Source organism: Pantoea sp. MQR6 (assembly GCF_022761075.1).
Taxonomy (GTDB): domain Bacteria; phylum Pseudomonadota; class Gammaproteobacteria; order Enterobacterales; family Enterobacteriaceae; genus Pantoea; species Pantoea phytostimulans.
Map to the genome: position 1 here is coordinate 1,286,785 of NZ_JAKYXB010000001.1, position 20,856 is coordinate 1,307,640.

Annotated in this window: 19 protein-coding genes and 1 tRNA gene; 10 read left to right on the forward strand and 10 right to left on the reverse strand. The window is 46.3% G+C overall.

Features of this window, described 5'->3' with window-relative positions:
- Positions 1 to 86: 86 nt before the first annotated feature.
- From MUG06_RS05925 to MUG06_RS05940, 4 genes are all read left to right on the forward strand, one after another.
- Complete coding sequence (locus MUG06_RS05925) at positions 87 to 281, forward strand: hypothetical protein (RefSeq protein WP_243078036.1); 195 nt, start codon at positions 87 to 89, stop codon at positions 279 to 281.
- 146 nt (positions 282 to 427) lie between these two features.
- On the forward strand, positions 428 to 679 hold the full coding sequence (locus tag MUG06_RS05930) for a hypothetical protein (RefSeq protein WP_215846906.1): 252 nt from the start codon (positions 428 to 430) through the stop codon (positions 677 to 679).
- Positions 680 to 2,707: 2,028 nt separating this feature from the next.
- Positions 2,708 to 2,941 carry a YgdI/YgdR family lipoprotein gene (locus MUG06_RS05935; protein ID WP_215846907.1) on the forward strand — a complete coding sequence of 78 codons (234 nt, stop codon included), beginning with the start codon at positions 2,708 to 2,710 and terminating at the stop codon, positions 2,939 to 2,941.
- 15 nt (positions 2,942 to 2,956) lie between these two features.
- Positions 2,957 to 3,184, forward strand: coding sequence for a YgdI/YgdR family lipoprotein (locus MUG06_RS05940; RefSeq protein ID WP_215846908.1), 228 nt, complete (start codon positions 2,957 to 2,959; stop codon positions 3,182 to 3,184).
- Between the two features lie 862 nt (positions 3,185 to 4,046).
- Here MUG06_RS05940 and MUG06_RS05945 read toward each other — a convergent pair.
- Positions 4,047 to 4,325 (reverse strand): hypothetical protein, encoded by a 279-nt coding sequence (locus MUG06_RS05945; protein ID WP_243078037.1) that lies wholly within the window; start codon positions 4,323 to 4,325, stop codon positions 4,047 to 4,049.
- 284 nt (positions 4,326 to 4,609) lie between these two features.
- A complete protein-coding gene (locus MUG06_RS05950; RefSeq protein WP_243078038.1) occupies positions 4,610 to 5,800 on the reverse strand; it encodes an MFS transporter in 1,191 nt (396 codons plus the stop codon).
- A gap of 205 nt (positions 5,801 to 6,005) precedes the next feature.
- Here MUG06_RS05950 and MUG06_RS05955 point away from each other — a divergent pair, with 205 nt between their 5' ends.
- Positions 6,006 to 6,929, forward strand: coding sequence for a LysR family transcriptional regulator (locus MUG06_RS05955; RefSeq protein ID WP_243078039.1), 924 nt, complete (start codon positions 6,006 to 6,008; stop codon positions 6,927 to 6,929).
- Positions 6,930 to 6,937: 8 nt separating this feature from the next.
- On the opposite strand, the gene hchA is transcribed toward MUG06_RS05955, so the two are convergent.
- The 4 genes from hchA to MUG06_RS05975 form a co-directional block, all read right to left on the reverse strand.
- Entirely contained in the window at positions 6,938 to 7,789 is an 852-nt protein-coding gene (gene hchA / locus MUG06_RS05960) for a glyoxalase III HchA (protein WP_243078501.1), read from the reverse strand.
- Between the two features lie 215 nt (positions 7,790 to 8,004).
- On the reverse strand, positions 8,005 to 8,247 hold the full coding sequence (locus MUG06_RS05965; RefSeq protein WP_243078040.1) for a hypothetical protein: 243 nt from the start codon (positions 8,245 to 8,247) through the stop codon (positions 8,005 to 8,007).
- A 265-nt stretch (positions 8,248 to 8,512) separates the two neighbouring features.
- Positions 8,513 to 9,193 (reverse strand): SOS response-associated peptidase family protein, encoded by a 681-nt coding sequence (locus MUG06_RS05970; protein ID WP_215846911.1) that lies wholly within the window; start codon positions 9,191 to 9,193, stop codon positions 8,513 to 8,515.
- 177 nt (positions 9,194 to 9,370) lie between these two features.
- Complete coding sequence (locus MUG06_RS05975) at positions 9,371 to 9,958, reverse strand: ABATE domain-containing protein (protein ID WP_243078041.1); 588 nt, start codon at positions 9,956 to 9,958, stop codon at positions 9,371 to 9,373.
- Between the two features lie 283 nt (positions 9,959 to 10,241).
- On the opposite strand from MUG06_RS05975, the gene MUG06_RS05980 reads away from it, so the two are divergent.
- The 3 genes from MUG06_RS05980 (at position 10,242) to MUG06_RS05990 (ending at position 11,935) form a co-directional block, all read left to right on the forward strand.
- Positions 10,242 to 11,123 (forward strand): alpha/beta hydrolase, encoded by an 882-nt coding sequence (locus MUG06_RS05980; RefSeq protein ID WP_243078042.1) that lies wholly within the window; start codon positions 10,242 to 10,244, stop codon positions 11,121 to 11,123.
- A complete protein-coding gene (locus tag MUG06_RS05985; RefSeq protein ID WP_243078043.1) occupies positions 11,110 to 11,361 on the forward strand; it encodes a hypothetical protein in 252 nt (83 codons plus the stop codon). The genes MUG06_RS05980 and MUG06_RS05985 overlap by 14 nt, the downstream gene beginning before the upstream one ends.
- A gap of 217 nt (positions 11,362 to 11,578) precedes the next feature.
- Positions 11,579 to 11,935 carry a hypothetical protein gene (locus MUG06_RS05990; RefSeq protein ID WP_243078044.1) on the forward strand — a complete coding sequence of 119 codons (357 nt, stop codon included), beginning with the start codon at positions 11,579 to 11,581 and terminating at the stop codon, positions 11,933 to 11,935.
- Positions 11,936 to 11,993: 58 nt separating this feature from the next.
- On the opposite strand, the gene MUG06_RS05995 is transcribed toward MUG06_RS05990, so the two are convergent.
- The 3 genes from MUG06_RS05995 to MUG06_RS06005 form a co-directional block, all read right to left on the reverse strand.
- Positions 11,994 to 13,766, reverse strand: a complete 1,773-nt coding sequence (locus MUG06_RS05995; protein WP_243078045.1) for a sensor domain-containing phosphodiesterase — start codon at positions 13,764 to 13,766, stop codon at positions 11,994 to 11,996.
- 321 nt (positions 13,767 to 14,087) lie between these two features.
- Positions 14,088 to 15,293 carry an FAD-dependent oxidoreductase gene (locus MUG06_RS06000; RefSeq protein WP_243078046.1) on the reverse strand — a complete coding sequence of 402 codons (1,206 nt, stop codon included), beginning with the start codon at positions 15,291 to 15,293 and terminating at the stop codon, positions 14,088 to 14,090.
- Positions 15,294 to 15,363: 70 nt separating this feature from the next.
- Positions 15,364 to 15,888, reverse strand: a complete 525-nt coding sequence (locus MUG06_RS06005) for a phenolic acid decarboxylase (protein WP_243078047.1) — start codon at positions 15,886 to 15,888, stop codon at positions 15,364 to 15,366.
- A gap of 824 nt (positions 15,889 to 16,712) precedes the next feature.
- Between MUG06_RS06005 and aspT the strand changes: the two genes are divergently transcribed.
- Both aspT and MUG06_RS06015 read left to right on the forward strand, forming a co-directional pair.
- The gene (aspT, locus tag MUG06_RS06010) at positions 16,713 to 18,404 is read left to right on the forward strand and encodes an aspartate-alanine antiporter (protein WP_215846914.1); all 1,692 of its coding nucleotides are present in this window, start codon (positions 16,713 to 16,715) and stop codon (positions 18,402 to 18,404) included.
- A 42-nt stretch (positions 18,405 to 18,446) separates the two neighbouring features.
- Positions 18,447 to 20,042 carry a bifunctional aspartate transaminase/aspartate 4-decarboxylase gene (locus tag MUG06_RS06015; protein WP_243078048.1) on the forward strand — a complete coding sequence of 532 codons (1,596 nt, stop codon included), beginning with the start codon at positions 18,447 to 18,449 and terminating at the stop codon, positions 20,040 to 20,042.
- Between the two features lie 503 nt (positions 20,043 to 20,545).
- On the opposite strand, the gene MUG06_RS06020 is transcribed toward MUG06_RS06015, so the two are convergent.
- Positions 20,546 to 20,614: transfer RNA gene (locus MUG06_RS06020), tRNA-OTHER, on the reverse strand.
- Positions 20,615 to 20,856: the final 242 nt, after the last annotated feature.

A 20,856-nucleotide genomic window follows, 5' to 3' on the forward strand; every position in this document is an offset into this window, starting at 1 on the left:
CAGGAGGGCATCAGCGGTCATGATGATTTATTCATACCTTCGGCTGGGCTGCCGATACTTTCCTCAGCGTATGGGGAGAATTCAAAATGAAAAATTATGGCGCAGCCTTGGCCGCGATAGGTCTGTTTGCCTGGTTTACCTTGCTCTTAGCGTGTTTTCGCAGAGCACAAGAGACGGGTTTCAATCCGCTGCTCACCCTCTTACTTTTATTACCGGGTTTTTATTTCATCCTGCTCGGTGTGAATGCTTTAAAGCGCATGAACACCCCGCCCAGCAAGTAGCGTCGATAAGCCTACACACCAGGTTTACTTAACCCGCAAGCGTAATAAAGCCCGCCAATGTGCGGACAGGTCACTTTAGTGCGACACTGCGCTTGCCTGCCGGGGAGTCGCTTGACTATTCTGTCTGTTTTAACAGTGGAGGTAATATGTCAGACGAAGATCGCATCAAGAACCTTGAAGACACGGTGCATCAACTGAGAATCGAAACCCACGTATTAAGAGAAATTATGGGGCAGCAGATCGCCCTCAATAATCTTAACTACAAAGGCAAATTCGATGACGTGCTTGAAGCCTTGGCCAAAGAGTATGCAGGTCGCGGCCTGGATGAAGGTGATAACAGAGACATTCACGACGCTGTTCGTCAGTACATTAAATATGAACCGCCTTCAATGGATTGACAGTGCATCTCAGGCCACGTTTCAGGTGGCCTGCCTTTTCCTTAAATTTTGTCGTTCGGCATCACGCTAGCGTCTCTTTCCCGCCTTTTATTTATCGTCATTATAAATTTTTAGCCTCTGAATCAGTTTTACACAGCGCTTTATTTTTCCTTGGCTGTTGAAAAATATTTAGCACAGTGCCTTTTAAAGATAATTCTTAGTAACCGATTTCAGGCTTAGCAAGTAACTGTAATAAATAAAAATAACCAAAAGATACTTTTTAATTGCATGATTAATAGCTCTATTTTTTAAAAAAGGTCCCTACATCTTTTTTAACGTTGTCTATATTCAAATGGCTCTGTGACGAAATCCGCTCCGGTCGCAGAGCATGTACTAACTCCTACCCTTTAGCCCCCCAAATCAGGGGGCTTTTTTAATCACTTCTTTAAACAGTATTTTTATTGCAACAATAAGATTGAAGACCTTAATTAACCTCAAGACCGGCTGCCCTTACAAAGCGTTGTGGCTATCTCTTTAACTCACGTTACGCAAGATTATTTTATGCTTCCCGCGCGACCCTATCCTTAATCAGCTTGTGGCTAAAAGAGGGTGTTATAAACAGCCCTTTCATGACACCTCAGACCACACAATTTGCACCGGATAAAATTGTACAAGCCTACTCTTTTTGTATAACGTCATGCGGTGGCATTCAGCCACGCGTAACGAACGATGCATTGCATCGCCTCTGCAGGTGTTATGGATTTCCACCTCCAGAGGCTTTTTTTTCTGTCATCTTTTTTGAATAGACCTTTTTCCTGACGGTATCAAAGCGTTATTGAGTCTTCCCTTTCCTGATTTTAAACCCCTGATTACACGTTCTTGGTTTCAAGTTCCGGATTTTAATTTCCCAGATTTATTGCAAACAGCTTATTTCTGCGTCTCAGTGTCATTACCTCATCGCTCTGAATGCCAAAATTAGAATGACGCCAGTAATTTTATAAAACACCTTTTTCTTTTTTTCTGTAACCCTGACGCTGATAAGAGCCGAAAGCGTCACGTAAACTGTTAAGAAATCATTAATTTCTCTTTGCTTTTGTTAGTTTTTATTTCAATTAAAACGACACTTAAATTCCACATTTCACAACTTGTTGAATACAATACTTATCCCAAAAATTAGTCAGCTAACCTTTAGATGGAAAACCTTTTTTCCAAAGATCAGCCCTCTAGACCGATTAGCGCAGTATGTTACAGTGAGGAAACTCTTTGAGTCATGCCTTCACCAGGGAAATGATTTAAGAGAGATTCTAAATTCGACAATTTCTTATATTTTCCTCTCAAAAGAGAGGATTTTTTTTGGAAAAAACACGCGCTTTTAGACACCTCGTTCATCACTGAAAATGGATATTCGTTACCTCTGCCGTTTTTATTAACGGGCTATGCAGAAGTAAAGAGGTCTCTTTTATTATCCTGCCCCAACCTAAAACGCCTGCCTGTAAAACGTATTCAACTTCGACAGCCTCAGAAAAATGTAAATTTTTTTGACGTATTGGCTGTCAGCTTCTTCACTGTAGAGGTCAGGTATTCATCAGGAGAAATAACAATGACTGAGCTATTACATATTCTTTCTGTTAGCGCGATTGTGGCAGGCATTTATTTAATCGACTGAACGGCTACTCAACAGCATAGCAGCCCTGCTCAGCATTAATTCAACGCAAAATTTCTGAAGAATAGCGTGAAATTGACGTAAGCAGAGCAATCAGTCATTTATTGTTGGCAATAGTCGATTTGAAAAACAAAATAGTTGCAGTAAAAATAGCATAAATTCAAATGTAAATTTAAGCTTGCAGCGTGTTTAATTGTGAACACTTGTGCTTATAAAAACGTCGTTACTTTTGCAATAAATGCTTTTAACAAGACTCTATATAGCCAGGATTATTCTATCTGACTGATTTTGTTGTTTAATTATTATCCAGTCACTTAATTCCAAGCGGAAATTTTTCAAATATTGTCTACGCTATTAAGGTCTGTTTTTAATTCAAGGAGATGAAAATGAATATGAAATCCCTTTCAACTGTTGCTTTATTGGTCATTTCTTTAGGTACGCTTGCTGGATGTGCTGCCAACCAATCAATTAAGACCACAGATGGACGCACAATCGTGACTGACGGCAAACCTCAGATCGATAACGATACCGGTTTAGTCTCTTACAAGGATGCACAGACTGGCAAGGAAGAGCAGATCAACCGCAATCAGATAAGCAATATGAGCGAACTTGATAACTAATATAAGGTGACTGATATGAAAAAATTCCTGATTTTACCGCTGGCAGCAGTATTGGGTATGGCTGCATTGACGGGCTGCACCAGCACAAGTTATGCCATTCATACCAATGATGGCCGCACGATCATCAGTGACGGCAAACCTGCAGAATCAGATGCAGGTTTGCTGGCTTACACCGACGCTAACGGTGTTAAACAGCAGATTAATAAAACCGATGTAAAATCGGTTTCAGAAGTACCGAAGTAAGTATCGAATCGATTCCCCCAGCCGCCTCAGGGCGGCTTTTTCTTTGTGACGTTACAGCAATGATGAACTTTTTTACTCAATCCCTGTATTTTTTTACGATTACGCTATGATTTAAGCGCGACAGGCGATCTCTCGCTCACGGAAAACCGGTCTGTAGATTACGCTTTGCCAGAAGATAAGTGGCATCTGGCTCCGAAGCGGGTGAAACACAAATGATTGATACGCGCCCCAACAGCAAACCATTTACATCAACTTCACAGTTAAGTGACTTGTTACTCAGAGGCCCTCATGAATACAGTATCCAATGCATCCATGGTGTCATCGGCATTGACCTTACTGCTTTCGCTAACGAAAAAAATTTCGGATAAGCGAGTGGAAGTATTCAGCGGATATCCTGCCAATTGCAGTACCTGGCTGACTATTTATCATCGTCGGAAATCAGACAGCTGGTCTTTTGAATGGTATGACAAAAGTGGATGCAGGCGCCCTGCTGCCTTAGGGGACGTTTCTGTTTGCTTGATGCGTGAGGTCACTGACAGAGGCGCATCCGATGCGGAGCATATGTATGCGCGCAGATTGCTAGAGAAAACCGGGTTTTATGATGCCTGATAGGCGCAGGTTCAAGTCGATTTTTGATCCTGCCCTTGTCGGTTTAGCGCATGTACTGCGCCGTCAAAAGCGTCCGTGAATTAAGACCAACCTGTCCGACTTGCTTTCCTGATGAAGCCCTATACAGAGAAACAGGCTGTTAGCGCTCTGTTTTATCTGCAAGGGCTGATTTATTTATTCGGCCAGCTTAATGCTTTCTGCTGTTTACAGTAAAAAGGGATTATTACATCTCATCGAAATAGGCTGGCGAATATTATTTAATGGAAAAATCAATTTCACCTTCATGATACCTATCGCGTTGTTGTTTCCTGTTCTCACTGTTTATCTTTATCAACCACAAACTAAACTGCTTAATAAGCTGATTCGCCTCAGCTTCGTCTGCAGCAGAAGTAATAAACAGTTTGCCTTTCGCATTACTTGTTTGGTCAGTTACGTATATTTCATAATCTGAACCATATTGGCTGCTGATGACTGCTGAGAAATAAAGTGTGGACCAAAGCTCAATCCTGGTTTGAAACTGCTTAAAGTTCATTACATCTACCTGGTTCTATTATCATTACGCCCAAACGCAACCGATCTGGTCGGGCCAGGTAAATAATAGTGTAATCACTCGTCGCAGCAGTGATAAAAAAAGCTTTTTTCAACCTCATCTAACGCATTGATTCGACGCTTCAGCAGAACAGTTGTTGCCTGCTTTCATTGGTCTGGCCGCACTGTGTCAGCCAGACCCGCCGCCATTCATGTGTCAGATGAAACTTTTCATTACGCCGACCTTATTGATCGATAAACAATCAGGCCAGCGCCTGCTTCACAAATCTATTTTTTTTCACTGCGTGCTGTCAGCCAAGTGATAAACGCAGCCAGCAGCAACAGCGCGGCGCTTAGGGCAAAGGTGCTTTGATAACCGCGATGATCAAACATCAGGCCACCGGCGGTTGAACCGAGCGCAATGGAAAGTTGCACCACCGCGACCATCAATCCACCTCCCGCTTCGGCATCGTTTGGCAGGGTTCGTGCCAGCCATGTCCACCAGCCAACAGGAGCTGCAGTGGCGACTAATCCCCACAGTGCCAGCAACACCATTACCAGACCGGTTTGATGACCAAAATCAATCAGCGTAACCGCGATGATCGCCATCGCGACTGGAATCACAATTAAGGTGAGATAGAAGTTTGCCCGGAGAAACAGGCCAATCAGTAAAGTCCCCATAAATCCTGAGATACCTATCGCCAGTAACGTCAGAGATAAGGTGGAGACATCAACCTGCGTGATGTTTTCGAGGAAGGGACGCAAATAAGTGAAGAGCGCAAATTGCCCCATAAAAAACAGGCCACAGCCGAGCAGCCCGCTAACCACTAAGCGGCGAGACAGCAGGGATATCACCCCGCCACGCTTTTGCTGCGCTTTATCCATGGCCAAGGTCGGTAAACTGATCCATTGCCAGATAAAAGCAACTAAAGAGACGGGGATCAGGCAAAGAAACGCGCCTCGCCAGCCCATCATCGCGCCGAGATAGCTGCCTAATGGTGCAGCGATAACCGTTGCCAGCGCATTACCGCTGTTAAAAATTGCCAGTGCTCGCGGCACGCTGGCGCTGGGTACCAGACGAAGAGCAGTAGCCGCCGACAGTGACCAGAAACCGCCGATGGCTACACCGATCAACGCTCTGCCCGTCATATAGATAACGTAGCTGTTTGCTAAAGCGATTACCGCACTTGAGGTCATCATCAATGCCGTCATAGCCAAAAGCAGCTGTTTGCGATCCAGGCTACCGGCAACGGATGAAATCAGCAAACTGGTCAACACCGCCAGCGCACCGGAAATCGAGATTCCCTGTCCCGCCAGCCCTTCGCTGATGTGAAGATCCTGAGCAATAGGACTCAGCAAACTGACTGGCATAAATTCTGATGCCACCAGCGCAAAGACACACAATGTCATCGCCAATACACCGCTCCAGCAGGCCGTTTCCTCAACTTCTTTTTTTACCATCTGTATCTGATCAGTCATAACTTTCCTCGGGCGCCATTAATGCGCAGGTAAATTTCAGGCAAGCCGAAGCCTTTGCGTGTACCAAAAGGAATACGCAGAAATTTTTAAAATGCATGGGGATAAAAGGTGTCGTTAAAATTCTACAGAAGTCGCACAGCAGGACAAGCTAATGAATGCTTACTGAGGTTATAAGTAACATTTATAAATGACAGGGGTGATCGGCATGATCAAACGTAATCTCAATGACCTGCTTTCCTTCGTTACCGTGGCACGTGAAGGCAGTTTTACCCGAGCGGCAGCCCATTTGGGCGTGACTCAGCCCGCGCTGAGCCAGGCGATTACTTCTCTGGAAAACCGTTTGCAGATTCGCTTGTTAACGCGTACCACGCGCAGCGTATCGCCCACCGTTGCTGGAGAGCGCTTATTGCTGGCGATTGGGCATCGATTCGATGAAATCGAGACGGAACTGGAGATTCTTACTGAACTTAGAGAAAAACCGGCCGGCACAGTGCGCATTACCAGTGGTGATCATATTTTACGTACCACGCTGTTACCGAAACTCACGCCTCTGATGCATCAATATCCGGATATAAAAATTGAGTTCAACGTGAATTATGGTTTCACCGACATTGTCGCGGAAAGATTTGATGCGGGTGTGCGTCTTGGCGATACCATCGATAAAGATATGATTGCTGTACCGATTGGGCCGCAACTGCGAATGGCGGTTGCCGCCTCGCCTGCCTATTTCTCACAGAACCCGCCTCCCCTTACGCCGCGTGATCTTATGCAGCACAGTTGTATCAATGTGCGGATGGTAAGCGGCGGCGGGCTGTACGTTTGGGACTTCGAACATCAGGGTAAGCAGGTGAACGTACGGGTTGATGGGCAAGTAATTTTCAACTCCTCTCTGCATGTGGCGGATGCCGCGTTGGCGGGGCACGGCATTGCCTGGTTGCCTGAAGAGGAGTTATCACCCTATCTTAGCGAAGGTAAATTGGTGCGAGTGCTTGAAGAGTGGTGTCCCCCTTTTGCTGGCTATTACCTCTATTACCCCAGCCGTCGCCAGCCGTCGCCCGCGTTTTCACTGGTGGTTGATGCGCTGCGCGTTAAAGGCGCGTCAATGCGCATTGCTGGCAGCGAAGCGTAATGCCAGCGTCATTCACCATGCGCTTTTAACAACGTCTCTGCCGCAAGTTTACCTAACGCGTTAGCGGCAAACGGGCTATCCCCGGTGAGTACTTTGCGGTCTTTATGCACCGTGCCTTTTATGTCGTCGTTTATGAGTTTAAGACCCAGCGCTTCCAGTTTTTCACCAAAATACCAGGTCAGATGCCCAGGCATGTAACCGATATCCGGCGTTTGCTTGTCAATAGCATCAGGGAAAGCAGCGATGGCGTAACCCTGCAATGGGTTATCCCCTTTATCCAGAGAGATAAACGCCGCAGGCCCATGGCAAATTGAAATCAGATGGCGGTCGTTTGCCAGCGTCCAGCGGATAGCGTCAGCAACTGCCTGGCTTTCAGGCAGACCAATCAAAGCGCCATGTCCACCCGGAATAAATATCCCCGCATAGTCTGAGTGAGGATTGAGTGCCTTAACCACTTCGCTCAACTTCAGAGGCGAACGAAACAGCGGCAAACTACGGTTAAGAAATCCCACTACGGCTTCATCCTGTTCTGGCATGGCCCAAAACTCAAACTTGACCATTTGCCCTGAGAGGGTAGCAACGTCAAAGTTAAAACCCGCCTGATGCAGGTGATACAAGGGAAGTAGCGTTTCAACCGGATGGTTCCCGGTTGAAAAGAGCGTATCGTTTTCAAGCGGCAAATACCGCTCATCGGTGCAGATCACCAAAATTTTTTTATTGCCTGCGTAAGGCTTTTCGTACTCGGTGTCGTTGAGGTCAGATTTAGGCTGCGTAAACTGGCTGAGCGAATACGCTGAAGGAAAATAGGCGTTGTGTTCCGCTTTATCGGGTGTGGGTAGTTTGCTGAGTTCGGCTGACATCATTTTATCTCCATGCTAGTTACGGTTAAGCATAGAACATCGCAGCAGTGCATTTTGAAACCACAAACCATGTGACGGGCTTATGTTTTCTGTGTGCGTTCGCTGTTGCTTGGGTGAGTTATCTTATCGTGAAGTCAGCAGCAGCCGATGCTGATAAGGGTTACTGTGTGTTTTCGCGTTCATTAAGCTCATCGGCTGCATTGCGTTTTTTGGGGTTAGCTTTTGACTTCGACCAGTATCAGCGGGCACTTCTTCACTTTGCATGCCTGCGAATAAGCCAGTGAACAGACAGAACAAAGGTCTCTCATTGATTCATATTCATACTCCATGAAATAACGGAACCGTCCGCCGCAAGAGTCCGTTCTCCAAAATCTTTGCGGCTCAAGAATTTCATCCAACTGCATGAATGTCAGGGCTGATGGGTTATGAAACCCGACTCGTACACGATATGTGGTCATGACCTGATTATTCCTGCACAACCCCTTCCCGGCCAGACGGTATTTATTTTCAATGCGATAGCCTTCGCTTATCAGCTCGGCTGATAGCTAATGCCTGTGGAGAGAACCATTCACCGTTAACGGTTGTTATTGGGCACGGACGGGAATGCGCGTTGAACTGCTGCAGGTAATCAGCACGCTCGGATTATTAGCCACTTTACAGTCGCCTTCTAGCCGCAACAAAAGGCGTAATCAGGATAAGTTGCGGTGTCGTTTTAATAGGCAATCAAACCAGGGGATGATCAATTCTCTCTACTAACTCTGCCCCCTGATGTTTAATGCTGCCGACGGCTTTATCAACCGGATGCCAGGCAAACGCCTTTTCCGGCAGTGCGGCGTCTTGCGCAATTTCTTCCGCACGTTCAGGCGTTGTTTCAGGGCTTAGCCATTCGGCAACGGCATCCGATGAGAGCACCAAGGGCCGGCGATCGTGAATATCGACCATGCCTTTATTGCTGGCCGCCGTAATAATCACAAAGCCTTCATGACCATGATCTTTGTCGTAAGGCGCTTTGCCGATGGCCGCAAAGAACAGCGGCTGCTTGTTCTGGTGATAGATAAAATAGGGCTGCTTGTGGCTGGCATCTCTTTTCCATTCGAACCAACCGTCAGCAGGTACAACAGCGCGTCCATGGTGCCACAGCGGTTTAAACATACGACCACTCGCTGCCGTTTCGCCGCGCGCGTTGATCAGCGGTTGTTTATGCCACCAATCTGGACCATAACCCCAGTAAACCGGATCCAGATGAAGATGTTCATCTCTTTCATTCAACAGCAAGACTTTAGTGCCAGGTGCAACGTTAAATCGCCCTATTGGCTGCGGGTCGTAAATGATTTCGTCATCTTTGATCTTTAATGCATCAAAATATTCATTTCTGCTGTTGTACTGCGCAAAACGTCCACACATGGTGTTTATTCAACGATGTGATTGCTCAATATTCAAAGCATAGCAAAGCAGAAAATGAATTGGCGTTGAGCATAATTTTCATGAGGCATTATGCATAACGTCGTCACTGGCTGGCGGTGTTAAGCCAGCGAATGCGCAGCGTATCGCGAGCCATACGTTACAGAACAACGACGCCATCTATTTTTGCTGCTGACGGAATCGAGCGACTTTTGCTCGGTTACCGCACAGCGCCATGCTGCACCAGCGGCGGCGATGTGCTTTGGTGCGGTCAAAAAACCAAAGCGTGCATTCTGGATGTTCACATTCACGCACCAAATTGAAATCCTTTTCTGCGAGCAGTGAAGCAGCAAGATCCGCCATCGGCTCCAGCCACTGAGTGGGCGTTTGATTGGCATAAATCCGGGTAATTCTCAGCAAACCCTGTTCGTCCGTGACAAGCTTTTTATAACTGTTTGCCAGCGCCAAATAACGGTTCAACTCTTCAGGATGAAGCCGCTCACCCTTTTTTTTGTGCAATACCAAACGTCTGATCGTTTCGCGCAGTTGGCGCGCTTCCTGCAACAGTGCGCCGGATTCATATTCGGTTGAGTCGGATAGCCTGTTCAACCCAGCTTGTGTGAACCAGGTTTTAACATCGTCATCTGTTTGGAAAAAATCATGCGGTTGTCCATCGACCTGCGCCACTGTATTGATGAAATCAAGCGCAGCATGATCCGCGAGATACCACGGGCCGCTTCCTGAGTGCGTTTGAACAAGAGAAGACATTGAACACCTCAAAACTGTAAAAACCTATCGCCATAGTAACCGATAAAATCACATTTGAACAGTTACTGCATAGCCTGCTCAACGGCTAAAAAAATAAAAATAGCGTCTCGATACCTGAATATACCTTTGATTATGAAGGTTTTTATAAAATAATTTATATAAGAGTCGCTTTGGCAAAACCCGTAACCCTTAAATTAGCAATTGACTGGTTACAACAGGCGCGCATACTGAACACCGTAACCTCTAAATCTATTTTTAACAGTTACCCTTAAGGAATATTGCCATGACAATGAATCAGCATTTCCCGGTGCGCTATCAATTTGCCAAAGCCGATGGCGTCCGGGTTTTCTACCGCGAAGCCGGTGAACCTTCTCATCCCACCCTGCTGCTATTACACGGTTTTCCAAGCTCCTCTCACCAGTTTCGTGAGTTGATTCCTTTGCTGGCTGATAAGTTTCATCTGATTGCCCCTGACTTGCCCGGTTTCGGTTTAACTGAAGTTCCTCCAGAACGTCATTATCACTACAGCTTCGATTCACTTGGCCAAACCTTAACGGACTTTGTTGATGTTCTGGGGCTGGAAAGCTATGCATTATATGTCTTTGATTACGGTGCACCTGCGGGCTTGCGGCTTGCCCTTAATTATCCTGAACGGGTAACGGGTTTCGTTTCGCAAAACGGTAATGCGTATCTGGAAGGATTGGGTGACGCGTGGGCACCGGTTCAAGCTTACTGGGCTAATCCCAGTAAGGAGAATCGCCAGGTTGTTCATGACGCCATATTGAACCTGGAAGGCACGCGTTGGCAGTATCTGCATGGCGTAACAGAGCCGGAACGCGTCGCGCCGGAGGCGTATTATTTGGATGCTTTGTGGCTTGAGCGTCCCGGCAACAAGGAAATTCAGCTCGATCTGTTTCTGGATTATGCAAACAATCTGTCTCGTTATCCCGATTTTCAGGCTTTCTTCCGTAAAACGCAGTTACCTGCGCTGATTATCTGGGGGGAGCACGATCCCTTCTTTATTCCACCGGGCGCTGAAGCTTACAAGCGTGATAATGCCAATGCGGTGGTTGAGCTGCTGGATACCGGACATTTTGCGCTTGAAACCCATGTTGGTGTGATTGCCAAACGCATCCGCGACGTGCTTGGCGGTGAACAACGTTGATCCTTTTTCTGAAACTGCCGTGCGCGTCATGGCAGTTTTACCGTTAATAAACCCAACCGATAAAGCGATAAATGCGCTCAACGCTTTTTGCTCTGTGACCTACCTAGCAAATAATGCAGATTACCCGTTGACCGTTAACACTCAGGTTATAATTGGTTGGAAGATTATGAAAACCGTTGCCCTTTCGTTATTAGCGTATTCGATGAGAATCATTTTATTTTTTCAAATGACGCATTAATATTATTTTCAATATGTTTAATGTGAAGGTTTTTAACAGACGGTGGATAATCATCCTAATAATTACGCTGTTCTTTTTTGCATTGAAAATACAATGAGCATCAATCCTTAGGCAAAGCATTAAAGATGGATATGTGCTGCCTTCACCTGCCAAATGAATATGCGGTGAAATGACAGCAAAATTAAATAGGTAATTCAGCGATCGCTAGAGGTTTACTATGATCCAGCTCCGAATTCCTTTTCTGGTCATTTCACTTTTACTCACCGGTTGTCAGGTTACACCTGATGACGCAAGAAATAAGCCTGCTGCTTTCCAGATGCATAGCAATAGATCTTCTCAGCAATTAAGCGAGTGTATTTATAATGCCTGGTCAACAACTGCCGTTATTGCTAAAGATGAGACATCTCATATCGAAAAAACAGAGCAGGTAATCAGCGTGTATACCTGGGAAGATTCGATGTTTGCTGATATCTATTCAAGAGGAAAAGGGTCTGAAGTGAAATTCTATAAAACCTTTGAAATGGGTGATACCGTGCAGAGCGATCGTCTGTCACTTCTCAAAGCCTGTCTGTAATGCGGTGAATGGCTGATACGATTCTACGCGCACGGGTACTAACCCGTGCGCGTAGCTATTAGGCTCTTTTTTGATAGAGCCAATGTTCCATATCGCTGGCTGGCAGCGGTTTCGAAAAGAAGTAGCCCTGAATTTGGTCGCAACCATACTCTTTAAGCAGGCGCAAAGTCGCTTCTGTCTCGACCCCTTCGGCTAATACCGTATAGTCCAGCTCTTTTAACATGCGAATAATGCTTTTGACAATAATGTTGGATGGAGCATCATTTCCCAGACGTGTAATTAATGACATATCAATTTTAATGACATCCAACGGAATATCCTGAAGATAACTGATATTGCTATAACCGGTACCAAAGTCATCCAGTGAAATAATAAAGCCGTAGGATTTGAGCGATTCCAACCCTTTAATAGCGACATCGCTTTCCGTGATTAGCTCATTTTCCAGACATTCAATACCAATGAGCGTTCTCGGCAGTTCCGCTGCATCTATTTTTGCTGCTAGCGTGCTGGCAAAATCAGCTTTAGAGAAGTCTTTTTCACTGACGTTAATCGATACGGGAATCAGCGTATACTCGACGTTCCATTTTTTTAATTGATCAATGACCCGACTAATAATCCATTCGGTGAGATCAGAGAGTAGGTTGGTTTTTTTCGCTAATGGAATAAAATCTGCCGGGAATAATTCCCCTCTTTCAGGATGATTCCAGCGAATCAAGGCTTCGAGTCCCACTGTTTTGCCGGTCTTCAGGCAAACCTTCGGCTGATAAGCAACATACAGGCCCTCATCCTTTTTCAGCGCCACGGCGAGATCATTCATGATAAGAAAATCATCGGTGTGGCGTGTGTCATAAGATTCATCGAAAGACATCGCGCTAATGTCTTGTCCAATGGCTTCATGCAGCGCACTCACTGCCTGACGTAGTATCTCATTGGCACACATCTCAGCGGGAGTAAACACCGTTTCTCCGGTATAAACCTCCAGTTCAATCGCAATATTTTCGGCCAATTCCGCATTCATACCTTGCAGGAGCTGGCTAACTTTTTCCGCGTTCAAAGCCCCTTCACTCTCCTGAATGATCGCAAAGCGACCTGGAGCAAACGAATAAAGCTTTTTCCCCGCTTGTAAGTGAAGACGATCGGCCACCAACGAGGCCATCTGCCGGAGCAATTTCTCAACCGGAGCAATGCCTACCGTGCGTGCGAGTTCATAAGAGCGCGGAATATCGATGCAATCGATCAATATCAATCTAAAGGTATGATGAGGCTGATTGACCACAAGTTGCTGAATATCTCTGATCAGCCGTTGGCGGTTAGGCAAATGCGTCATGAAATCTGCGAAACCGGCATGGCTCCAGGCATCCAGAAATGACATCACCAGATTTGCCATTAATTTTAGCGTGGTGAGTTTGGCTTCACTGAATTCGTGAGGTTGCACATCGGTGACGCAAAGCGTTCCCAACGCGGAACCTTCATTATTCATCAGTGAAACGCCCGCATAAAATCGAATATGCGGTTCACCTTCGACAAAAGGATGCGCCGAAAAGCGAGCATCGAGCAGCGTGTCATGAATGACAAGTTGCCCCTCTCCCTCTATCACATGACGACAAAGAGAATCTTCTCGGGTTGACTGTTTAAGCGCAAAATTGCGTGCAGCTTTAATATATTGGTTGTCATCATCAATGATGGAAATGAAACTTCCTGAAATGCCTAGCACTTGTCCGGCCAGATGAACAAACTCTTCCAGCACCAGATCCCTGCTTTCATCAGGTGACATAAGCGCTTTAACCGCTTTGAGACGTCTTTCTTCGTAGCCACTTTGATTACTTTGCACTGAAGCCTCCATCGACTGCGGGCGAAAAACACAAAAAATTAACGCCAAAAATAGAGGAAGAAAATAGCATCCACTTCTATTAGTTTATGCGCGAAACTGTATCACAGGCTCCGCAATTCCTTACTAACATTTACATCTGAATCAAGACGATTCGTATTTCACCCAAGTCAAAAGAATTATAGATCCACTGTCGTCAGGATTTCATTGAAAAAACGCTTTATGCGCAAAAAAGGTTAAACGATTCAGCCTGCTCCAACCCTCTACATGAAAGGGTATATGCAGCGAGCTAAAAAGAGGTGTACATGCCCTGTCAGCCCTGTTTTATCGAAAGTTTTGCGGCTTTTCCGTTCTGAATCCCAACCCAATCAGCCGGCCGAAAACGAAGCGCAGAAAAGGAAGGCGGCGAATCAGGGTGGGCATCTTGCTTTTACCCGTGGATTTTCCTTTGTTGCTGCTCATTTTTATCTGCAGAAATTGGGTAGCAACCGTAGGGAACTGCCGCCGCTTCTGTACTTTCTCCAGATCGCGCAGTTGCACTTCGCCCTTTAGCAACGGCACGGTTAACGCGTTGGCCGTCGCAACGGCATCCTGAATGGCCAGATTGACACCGACACCACCAATGGGCGACATCGCATGTGCCGCATCGCCGATGCAAAGCACGCCGGGCTTCATCCATTTATCAAGCCGGTCAATGCGAATAGAAAGCAGCTTGAGCTGATCCCACTCAACGAGTTCATTCATACGCGTTTCGGAAAAAGGGGCGACCGACGCAATGCTCTTTTTTAACGCGGGCAGACCCGCCGATTTCAGTGCAGTGAAATGGTCTTTCGGAATGGTATAGCCGCATTGCCAGTTATCGCCGCGATCGGTGATGATGAAATTTTGACGCGGGCCTTTGTGTCCCATTTCCCATTTCGGATCGCCCTGTTGTTTACGCAAGCTAAACCAAATGACATCGCGTGATGCTCCGAATACCCGGCTTGTCAGACCAGTTTTTTCTCTGACCGCTGAACGACGCCCATCGGCACCAATTACTACGCGTGCACGAATAGCGAACAGCCGATGTTCTGCTGAGGCCTTTACCCCGCAAACCGCCTCTTTGTCATACAGGAAGTCATCAAACCGGGTCGATTTAAGCAAAGTAAAGCCGGGGAATTGAGCACTTTTCTCTGCCAGAAAATTCAGGAAATCCCACTGTGGCATAAAAGCAATAAAGCGGCACTTTACCGGCAGACGTGAAAAGTCGGCCATGGTGACTTCCTGTCCTGCCACTTCTACCTGAAGTTTTTCTGCGCGTTGATGAGGTAACTTAAGCAACGCTTCAAGTAACCCAAGGTGATGCATGATTTGCAACGTAGAGGGGTGAATGGTGTCGCCGCGAAAGTCGCGCAGGAAATCAGGGTGTTTTTCGATCACCACAACGCGCAAGCCTGCGCGGGCAAGCAGGTAGCCAAGCATCAAACCTGCCGGGCCAGCGCCGACGATACAACAGTCCGATGAGATGATTTCAGTAGAGGATGACTTCATAGCGAATCCTTCATTTTGTATGAAGTCAGTTTATGATAATAATTATCATTTAGACAAGGAGAGAGTCAGCTTACTTTCCTTCAAAAAAGTCTTCAGGCAGCTGACCGGGCGCCATATTAATGACGTCGTCATTATCAGCCCCTTCATTTTTCATATAGGTTACCTGAGCAAATTCAGGAATGATCACATAGGGATAAGCCGGTCCCTCATCTCTAAAACGATGCATATCATCAATGAACTCATTCTGATAGCAGATGGTTTTTTCGGGATGTTGCCCTTCTCCGGCTATCCATTGCGGAAAGAATATCGTGCCATGCACAATCTTCCTGTTCAGGTCAAACAGCAGACTCACGCATGTGCCTGTGGGTTCGTGCCAGTCAGCTTTAAAAATACCCGGTGCAAACTGTACAGCATGCATTTTTTGGTTAGTTACCCACCTGCCACCTACCAAGCCTTGGTGTATTCGATAATCACAAGTGTTGTCATTGCGCGCATACCATTCATATTTCCAGCCATTATCATAAGTATAAACAAAATGTGTACCAACAAAATTTGACAAATCATTTGATATAGCTTGATTAGGATCAATAGACATAGAACGCCTCATTTACGCCAGGTGAAAGGTTATGTTTAGCGCCTGATAGCGCTAACGCCGAGAAATAAAAAGATGCTTTTTATACTGATAGCTGCATTACGCATTAACGCAGGCACTGATGTTAAAAACATAATAAATTTCGATCCAGTCAAAAAAACAAGCAACAGTTAGATCAGCGTTTATGCATTACTTTATAACCGAATAATTTTTAATGGGTATAAATATTCTTAACGTAATAGTTTGTAACTAAATTGATAAGTAGCATTTTAATTATACTTTTTAAATCCACTCTTTGATGACGGTTTTATTACAAATAAAATACAAATGTTATTGAAACTTAAAGAAAAAAAACAACTTAAACATAATCTAAATGACATTGAAATTTATATAAACCTACTGGCAAGCGTTAATTTAGCTGTACCCCTTTCGCCTTTCTTTATGTCAGGTTAATCCCATCAAGTGATACCTCAGGCAGTCTCATTTATGGGATTCGAACTGTGACCACCATTCCAAAATAATGGAAAAAAGCAATAAATCCTGGCCCTGAACATAACTAACAGGACGTATATCGCCGAATGAAATTATAGACTTACCCTTGTTAAAATCAGTCTGTTTTAGAAAGCATAATAGAACGCCCTGCAATTTCCACATCAAGCTGAAATAAAAAATATTAATCTAACAGAGCGAATTTTATTTGTAATGCTAACAGATGCAGCTACCCTGTTTAGGGTGTTATTAATAATGAAACCCTTTAATGAATATATTTTCTTCAGGCATAGCATTGCCTGTAGAACCCCATGAACCGTATTGCAGGATACCCTTCTATGAACTTGCTTCATGAAGTATTTCGTCTGTCGCCGGAACTCGCCCTGTTTCTTTCGCTCGCTATCGGCACATGGATTGGTAAGTTCAAACTGGGCGCTTTTCAGCTGGGCGGCGTGGCCGGTGCGCTGCTGGTTGCCGTGTTAATTAGCCAGGTTGGAGTCACCATCGACAGTGGCATTAAAAATGTACTGTTTGCCGTTTTTATCTATGCGGTAGGTTTTGAAAGCGGTCCTAAATTCTTCTCCTCATTAGGGCGACGGACGATTCGGGAAATTGCTCTGGCGCTGATTCTGGTTATCTCGTCATTGGTTACCATAGTGGCGATGGCCAAAGTGTTTGCGTTGGATAAAGGCATCGCGGCAGGTATTGCTGCGGGTGCACTTACCCAATCGGCCATCATCGGCACGGCCAGTGCGGCGATAGCCAAACTGGGTCTTGATCCAACACAGCTGCAACAAATGCAAGGTAATGTCGCTGTTGGCTATGCGGTGACATACATATTTGGATCGTTGGGCGCCATCATCATCTGCGTGAACATCCTGCCAAGGATCATGGGCCGTTCCATACGTGAAGATGCCCTCAAGGCAGAACTTGAACTGATGCAGGGAACCACGGTGCTTGCGCCCGGTCAGGAGCCAGCGCTGCCCGAATTAGTCGGACGGGTATTTCTCGCTGGGCCGGCTGGAGGCAAGACCATTGCAGAAATTGAGGCCAGCGCAGATCCTCTTTTTCCCGTCACGCTGGAGCGCCTAAAACGCAACGATAAAGTGATTGCTGTCACACCTGAAATGCGGTTGAACGAGACCGATGTGTTGCTGTTAGTGGGTCGCCGTAAAGGCATTATTTCTCTCGCCCCTTCCTTCGGAAAAGAACTGGCTGCGGATGAAGGGCCAGAGATGACCATGCAAACTACGGATACCCTGCTGACAAATCCCTCGCTAGTGGGAAAACGCATTGGTGAGCTTCGCCATCAAATCTCCGGCGAAGTTCGACACGGCATTTATGTGGCAGCACTTAAGCGCGGGGAAACCCTGGTGCCGGTAAAAGAAGACACCGTCATTCAGCATAATGACGTTGTGACGCTGTACGGCAGCGAACAGGATATTCAACGTGCCGCGACGTTAGCCGGTCCGGTGCTCATTAAAAGTCCCAAGACCGATCTTATGTTTCACGGTTTGGGACTCTCTTTTGGTTTGATTTTGGGCTTGTTGGTGCTGCGCATCGGGGCGGTGCCGCTCACGCTGGGCAGCGGCGGCGGTGCATTACTTTCAGGCCTGCTGTTTGGCTGGTATCAGGCCCGCAAACCGCTTATCGGTAATATGCCGCTTCCCGCTTCAGGCTTACTGCGTGATCTCGGTCTGGCAGGATTTGTTGCTGTAGTGGGGTTGCAATCAGGCCTGCAGGCCGTGCAGACCGTGATGACTAACGGCATCTCAATTTTTTTAATCGGCATTGTGGTGACAGTGGTGCCTTTGATGATCACCCTGCTCATTGGCCGCTACCTTCTGCATTACGACAACACTGCTGTTTTTGCCGGCGCGCTCTCCGGTACGCGCAGCGCGAACCCTGCCTTTGGTGAAATCCTTGATAAGGCGGGCAACTCCATTCCTACCGCGCCGTTTGCGGTGACCTATGGATTGGCAAACGTGTTTCTCACGTTGCTGGGCCCGCTTATTGTTGCGCTGGTCTGACCTTTACCTGTACGTAAATGCTTCCTTCAGGAGAGTATTATCATGTCCAATCCTTACGAGAAATATGCATCACTTAGCCCCTTTGAACTCAAGGATGCGCTGATTGAGCTGGCCTCAAGCAAATCCGACCGCCTTATGCTCAATGCGGGTCGGGGCAATCCTAATTTCCTTGCCACTCTGCCTCGGCGTGCCTTTTGGCGACTTGGACTGTTTGCAACCGAAGAGGCGGAGCTTTCTTACTCTTATCTGCCTCATGGCATTGGTGGCCTGCCGCGTCTTGAAGGCATTGAGGCGCGCTTTGACGCCTATTTGTCACGTGAGCATGAGCACCCTGGTGTCGCCTTTCTCTCACGCGCTGTCAGCTACGTTCGCGATCAGTTAGGTCTTTCAGCTTCAGACTTTTTACATGAGATGGTGGAAGGTATTCTTGGCGCAAATTATCCGGTTCCGCCGCGAATGCTAAGACTCAGCGAAAAAGTGACCCGTGAATATATCGTTAAGGAGATGATAGGCGGGCTTATTTCTGCTGAAGATGTTGATCTGTTCGCTGTGGAAGGTGGCACCGCAGCCATGACCTATTTGTTCAATACGCTGCGAACCAACGGGCTTGTTAAAGCGGGAGATAAGGTGGCGATGGGTGCGCCTATCTTTACGCCTTATATCGAAATTCCACAGCTTGAGGATTACCAGCTGGAGAGTGTGATGATCAACGCCTCTCCTGAAGAAAACTGGCAATACCCGGATGAAGAACTCGATAAGCTATTGGATCCCGACGTGAAGATTTTTTTCTGCGTCAATCCCAGCAATCCCGCGTCGGTGAAAATGGACGCGCGCAGCTTAGAAAAGATGAGCAGTATCGTTGAGAAACGGCCCGATCTGATCATCCTTACTGATGATGTCTACGGCACCTTTGCACATAACTTTAAATCTCTGTTTGCTACCTGTCCGCAAAACACCATTCTGGTCTATTCGTTTTCAAAATATTTTGGCGCAACCGGCTGGCGACTGGGCGTGATTGCCACGCATCAACAAAATATTCTTGATGATAAAATCAGCAAACTCAGTGCGGATGAGAAAAAACGGTTAGACGAACGCTATGTTTCACTGACGCCGGATGTGGCTGCACTCCGTTTCCTTGACCGCGTGGTCGCTGACAGTCGCAGCGTGGCGTTGAACCATACCGCTGGCTTATCTACCCCACAACAGGTGCAGATGGTGTTATTCAGTCTGTTTGCATTGATGGATGGCGAAAATGGCTACAAATCTGCCGTGTCCGAAATTATTCGTCGGCGTCAGGCGGTGCTATACCGAGAGTTGGGTATTTCCCATATCGATAATGAGGAAGCGGTAGATTATTACACGTTGCTGGATCTTGAGGCGATCTCGCGTCAGGTTTACGGTGACGAGTTTGCCCAATGGGTCAATAAAACGCTTAACCCAACCGATCTGCTGTTCAAGATTGCAGAGCAAACCGGCATCGTCATGCTGCCAGGGAGAGGATTCGGCACGCAAAAACCCGCAGGACGCATTTCTCTGGCAAACCTCAATGAATATGAGTATGCCGCTATAGGTAAGGCTTTACGCAAGATGATGGAGCAGGCGTATAAAGAATATAGCCTTGCGACTAAGAAAAAATAGCGGAAATAAGGCTGAGTTTGTTTAGTGCTAAAACACGATAATTTCTGACCGCCATCGACTGAAAAAGCCCGGGAAACCGGGCTTATTAAAAAGCTATCCTGCGTGGAATGTGACATTACGCTACTACTTATCCTTTTCGCTTCTTTATCCTGTTGATTTTATCTAAAATATTTATTCGAACAAAAACCATGAAAGCTATAAGGCCAATTCTTTAACTGCCTCTTAGTGGAACAGTGGGGGTTTATTAAAGAATTGCGATGTTTTTCAGTACGGATGCCACCAGGCTTGCCAACGGATTTATATCCCTCATTCACCAATCGGCAAAAAAACTCGCGCCCTGTCGTCAGGGAAATAATAATAACGAAAGAATTTAAAAATTAACTGGATCGACGCCTATTAACTCATTAGAACAGAAGAAATAAATAATTTCATCGATTACATAGCCGACGCCGTTGCCCCCTATAACAGAGAGCCATACTTTCCGTTCGGCAAGTGTAAACGGGAACGGGCAGCAGGACTTGAACCCGCATCGTCAGCTTATCAGCTGCCGTAATGCCTTATACCACGCCCGTATCGCTTACTGATTTTCAGTTTTTCCTGTCTGTTTCGGCCAGAGAACCGCTAAGCGCCCGATAATCAGAATGCGCAGCGGTGTTTTGAAGACAGGATTCGAACGTCATTATGGCCCGGCATTGCGCGCAGGATGCTCCATGGCTGCGCAATCGCGTTTCGCTGCAAAAAGTAAATTGGAATTTTTTACAGCCGCATGAGGGACATTCAAAAGTTAGCATACTAAGAATCTCAGCCTGGATTA

Excerpts from the sequence above, each read along its gene's own strand:
- MUG06_RS05940 (WP_215846908.1), top strand. The coding sequence starts at position 2,957 with ATGAAAAAATTCCTGATTTTACCGCTGGCAGCAGTATTGGGTATGGCT.
- MUG06_RS05965 (WP_243078040.1), bottom strand. The coding sequence starts at position 8,247 with ATGACCACATATCGTGTACGAGTCGGGTTTCATAACCCATCAGCCCTG.
- MUG06_RS06005 (WP_243078047.1), bottom strand. The coding sequence starts at position 15,888 with ATGTCTATTGATCCTAATCAAGCTATATCAAATGATTTGTCAAATTTT.
- MUG06_RS05975 (WP_243078041.1), bottom strand. The coding sequence starts at position 9,958 with ATGTCTTCTCTTGTTCAAACGCACTCAGGAAGCGGCCCGTGGTATCTC.
- MUG06_RS05945 (WP_243078037.1), bottom strand. The coding sequence starts at position 4,325 with ATGAACTTTAAGCAGTTTCAAACCAGGATTGAGCTTTGGTCCACACTT.
- MUG06_RS05980 (WP_243078042.1), top strand. The coding sequence starts at position 10,242 with ATGACAATGAATCAGCATTTCCCGGTGCGCTATCAATTTGCCAAAGCC.
- MUG06_RS05970 (WP_215846911.1), bottom strand. The coding sequence starts at position 9,193 with ATGTGTGGACGTTTTGCGCAGTACAACAGCAGAAATGAATATTTTGAT.
- MUG06_RS05930 (WP_215846906.1), top strand. The coding sequence starts at position 428 with ATGTCAGACGAAGATCGCATCAAGAACCTTGAAGACACGGTGCATCAA.
- MUG06_RS05955 (WP_243078039.1), top strand. The coding sequence starts at position 6,006 with ATGATCAAACGTAATCTCAATGACCTGCTTTCCTTCGTTACCGTGGCA.
- MUG06_RS05935 (WP_215846907.1), top strand. The coding sequence starts at position 2,708 with ATGAATATGAAATCCCTTTCAACTGTTGCTTTATTGGTCATTTCTTTA.
- MUG06_RS06015 (WP_243078048.1), top strand. The coding sequence starts at position 18,447 with ATGTCCAATCCTTACGAGAAATATGCATCACTTAGCCCCTTTGAACTC.
- MUG06_RS05990 (WP_243078044.1), top strand. The coding sequence starts at position 11,579 with ATGATCCAGCTCCGAATTCCTTTTCTGGTCATTTCACTTTTACTCACC.
- aspT (WP_215846914.1), top strand. The coding sequence starts at position 16,713 with ATGAACTTGCTTCATGAAGTATTTCGTCTGTCGCCGGAACTCGCCCTG.
- MUG06_RS05925 (WP_243078036.1), top strand. The coding sequence starts at position 87 with ATGAAAAATTATGGCGCAGCCTTGGCCGCGATAGGTCTGTTTGCCTGG.
- MUG06_RS05950 (WP_243078038.1), bottom strand. The coding sequence starts at position 5,800 with ATGACTGATCAGATACAGATGGTAAAAAAAGAAGTTGAGGAAACGGCC.
- MUG06_RS06000 (WP_243078046.1), bottom strand. The coding sequence starts at position 15,293 with ATGAAGTCATCCTCTACTGAAATCATCTCATCGGACTGTTGTATCGTC.
- hchA (WP_243078501.1), bottom strand. The coding sequence starts at position 7,789 with ATGTCAGCCGAACTCAGCAAACTACCCACACCCGATAAAGCGGAACAC.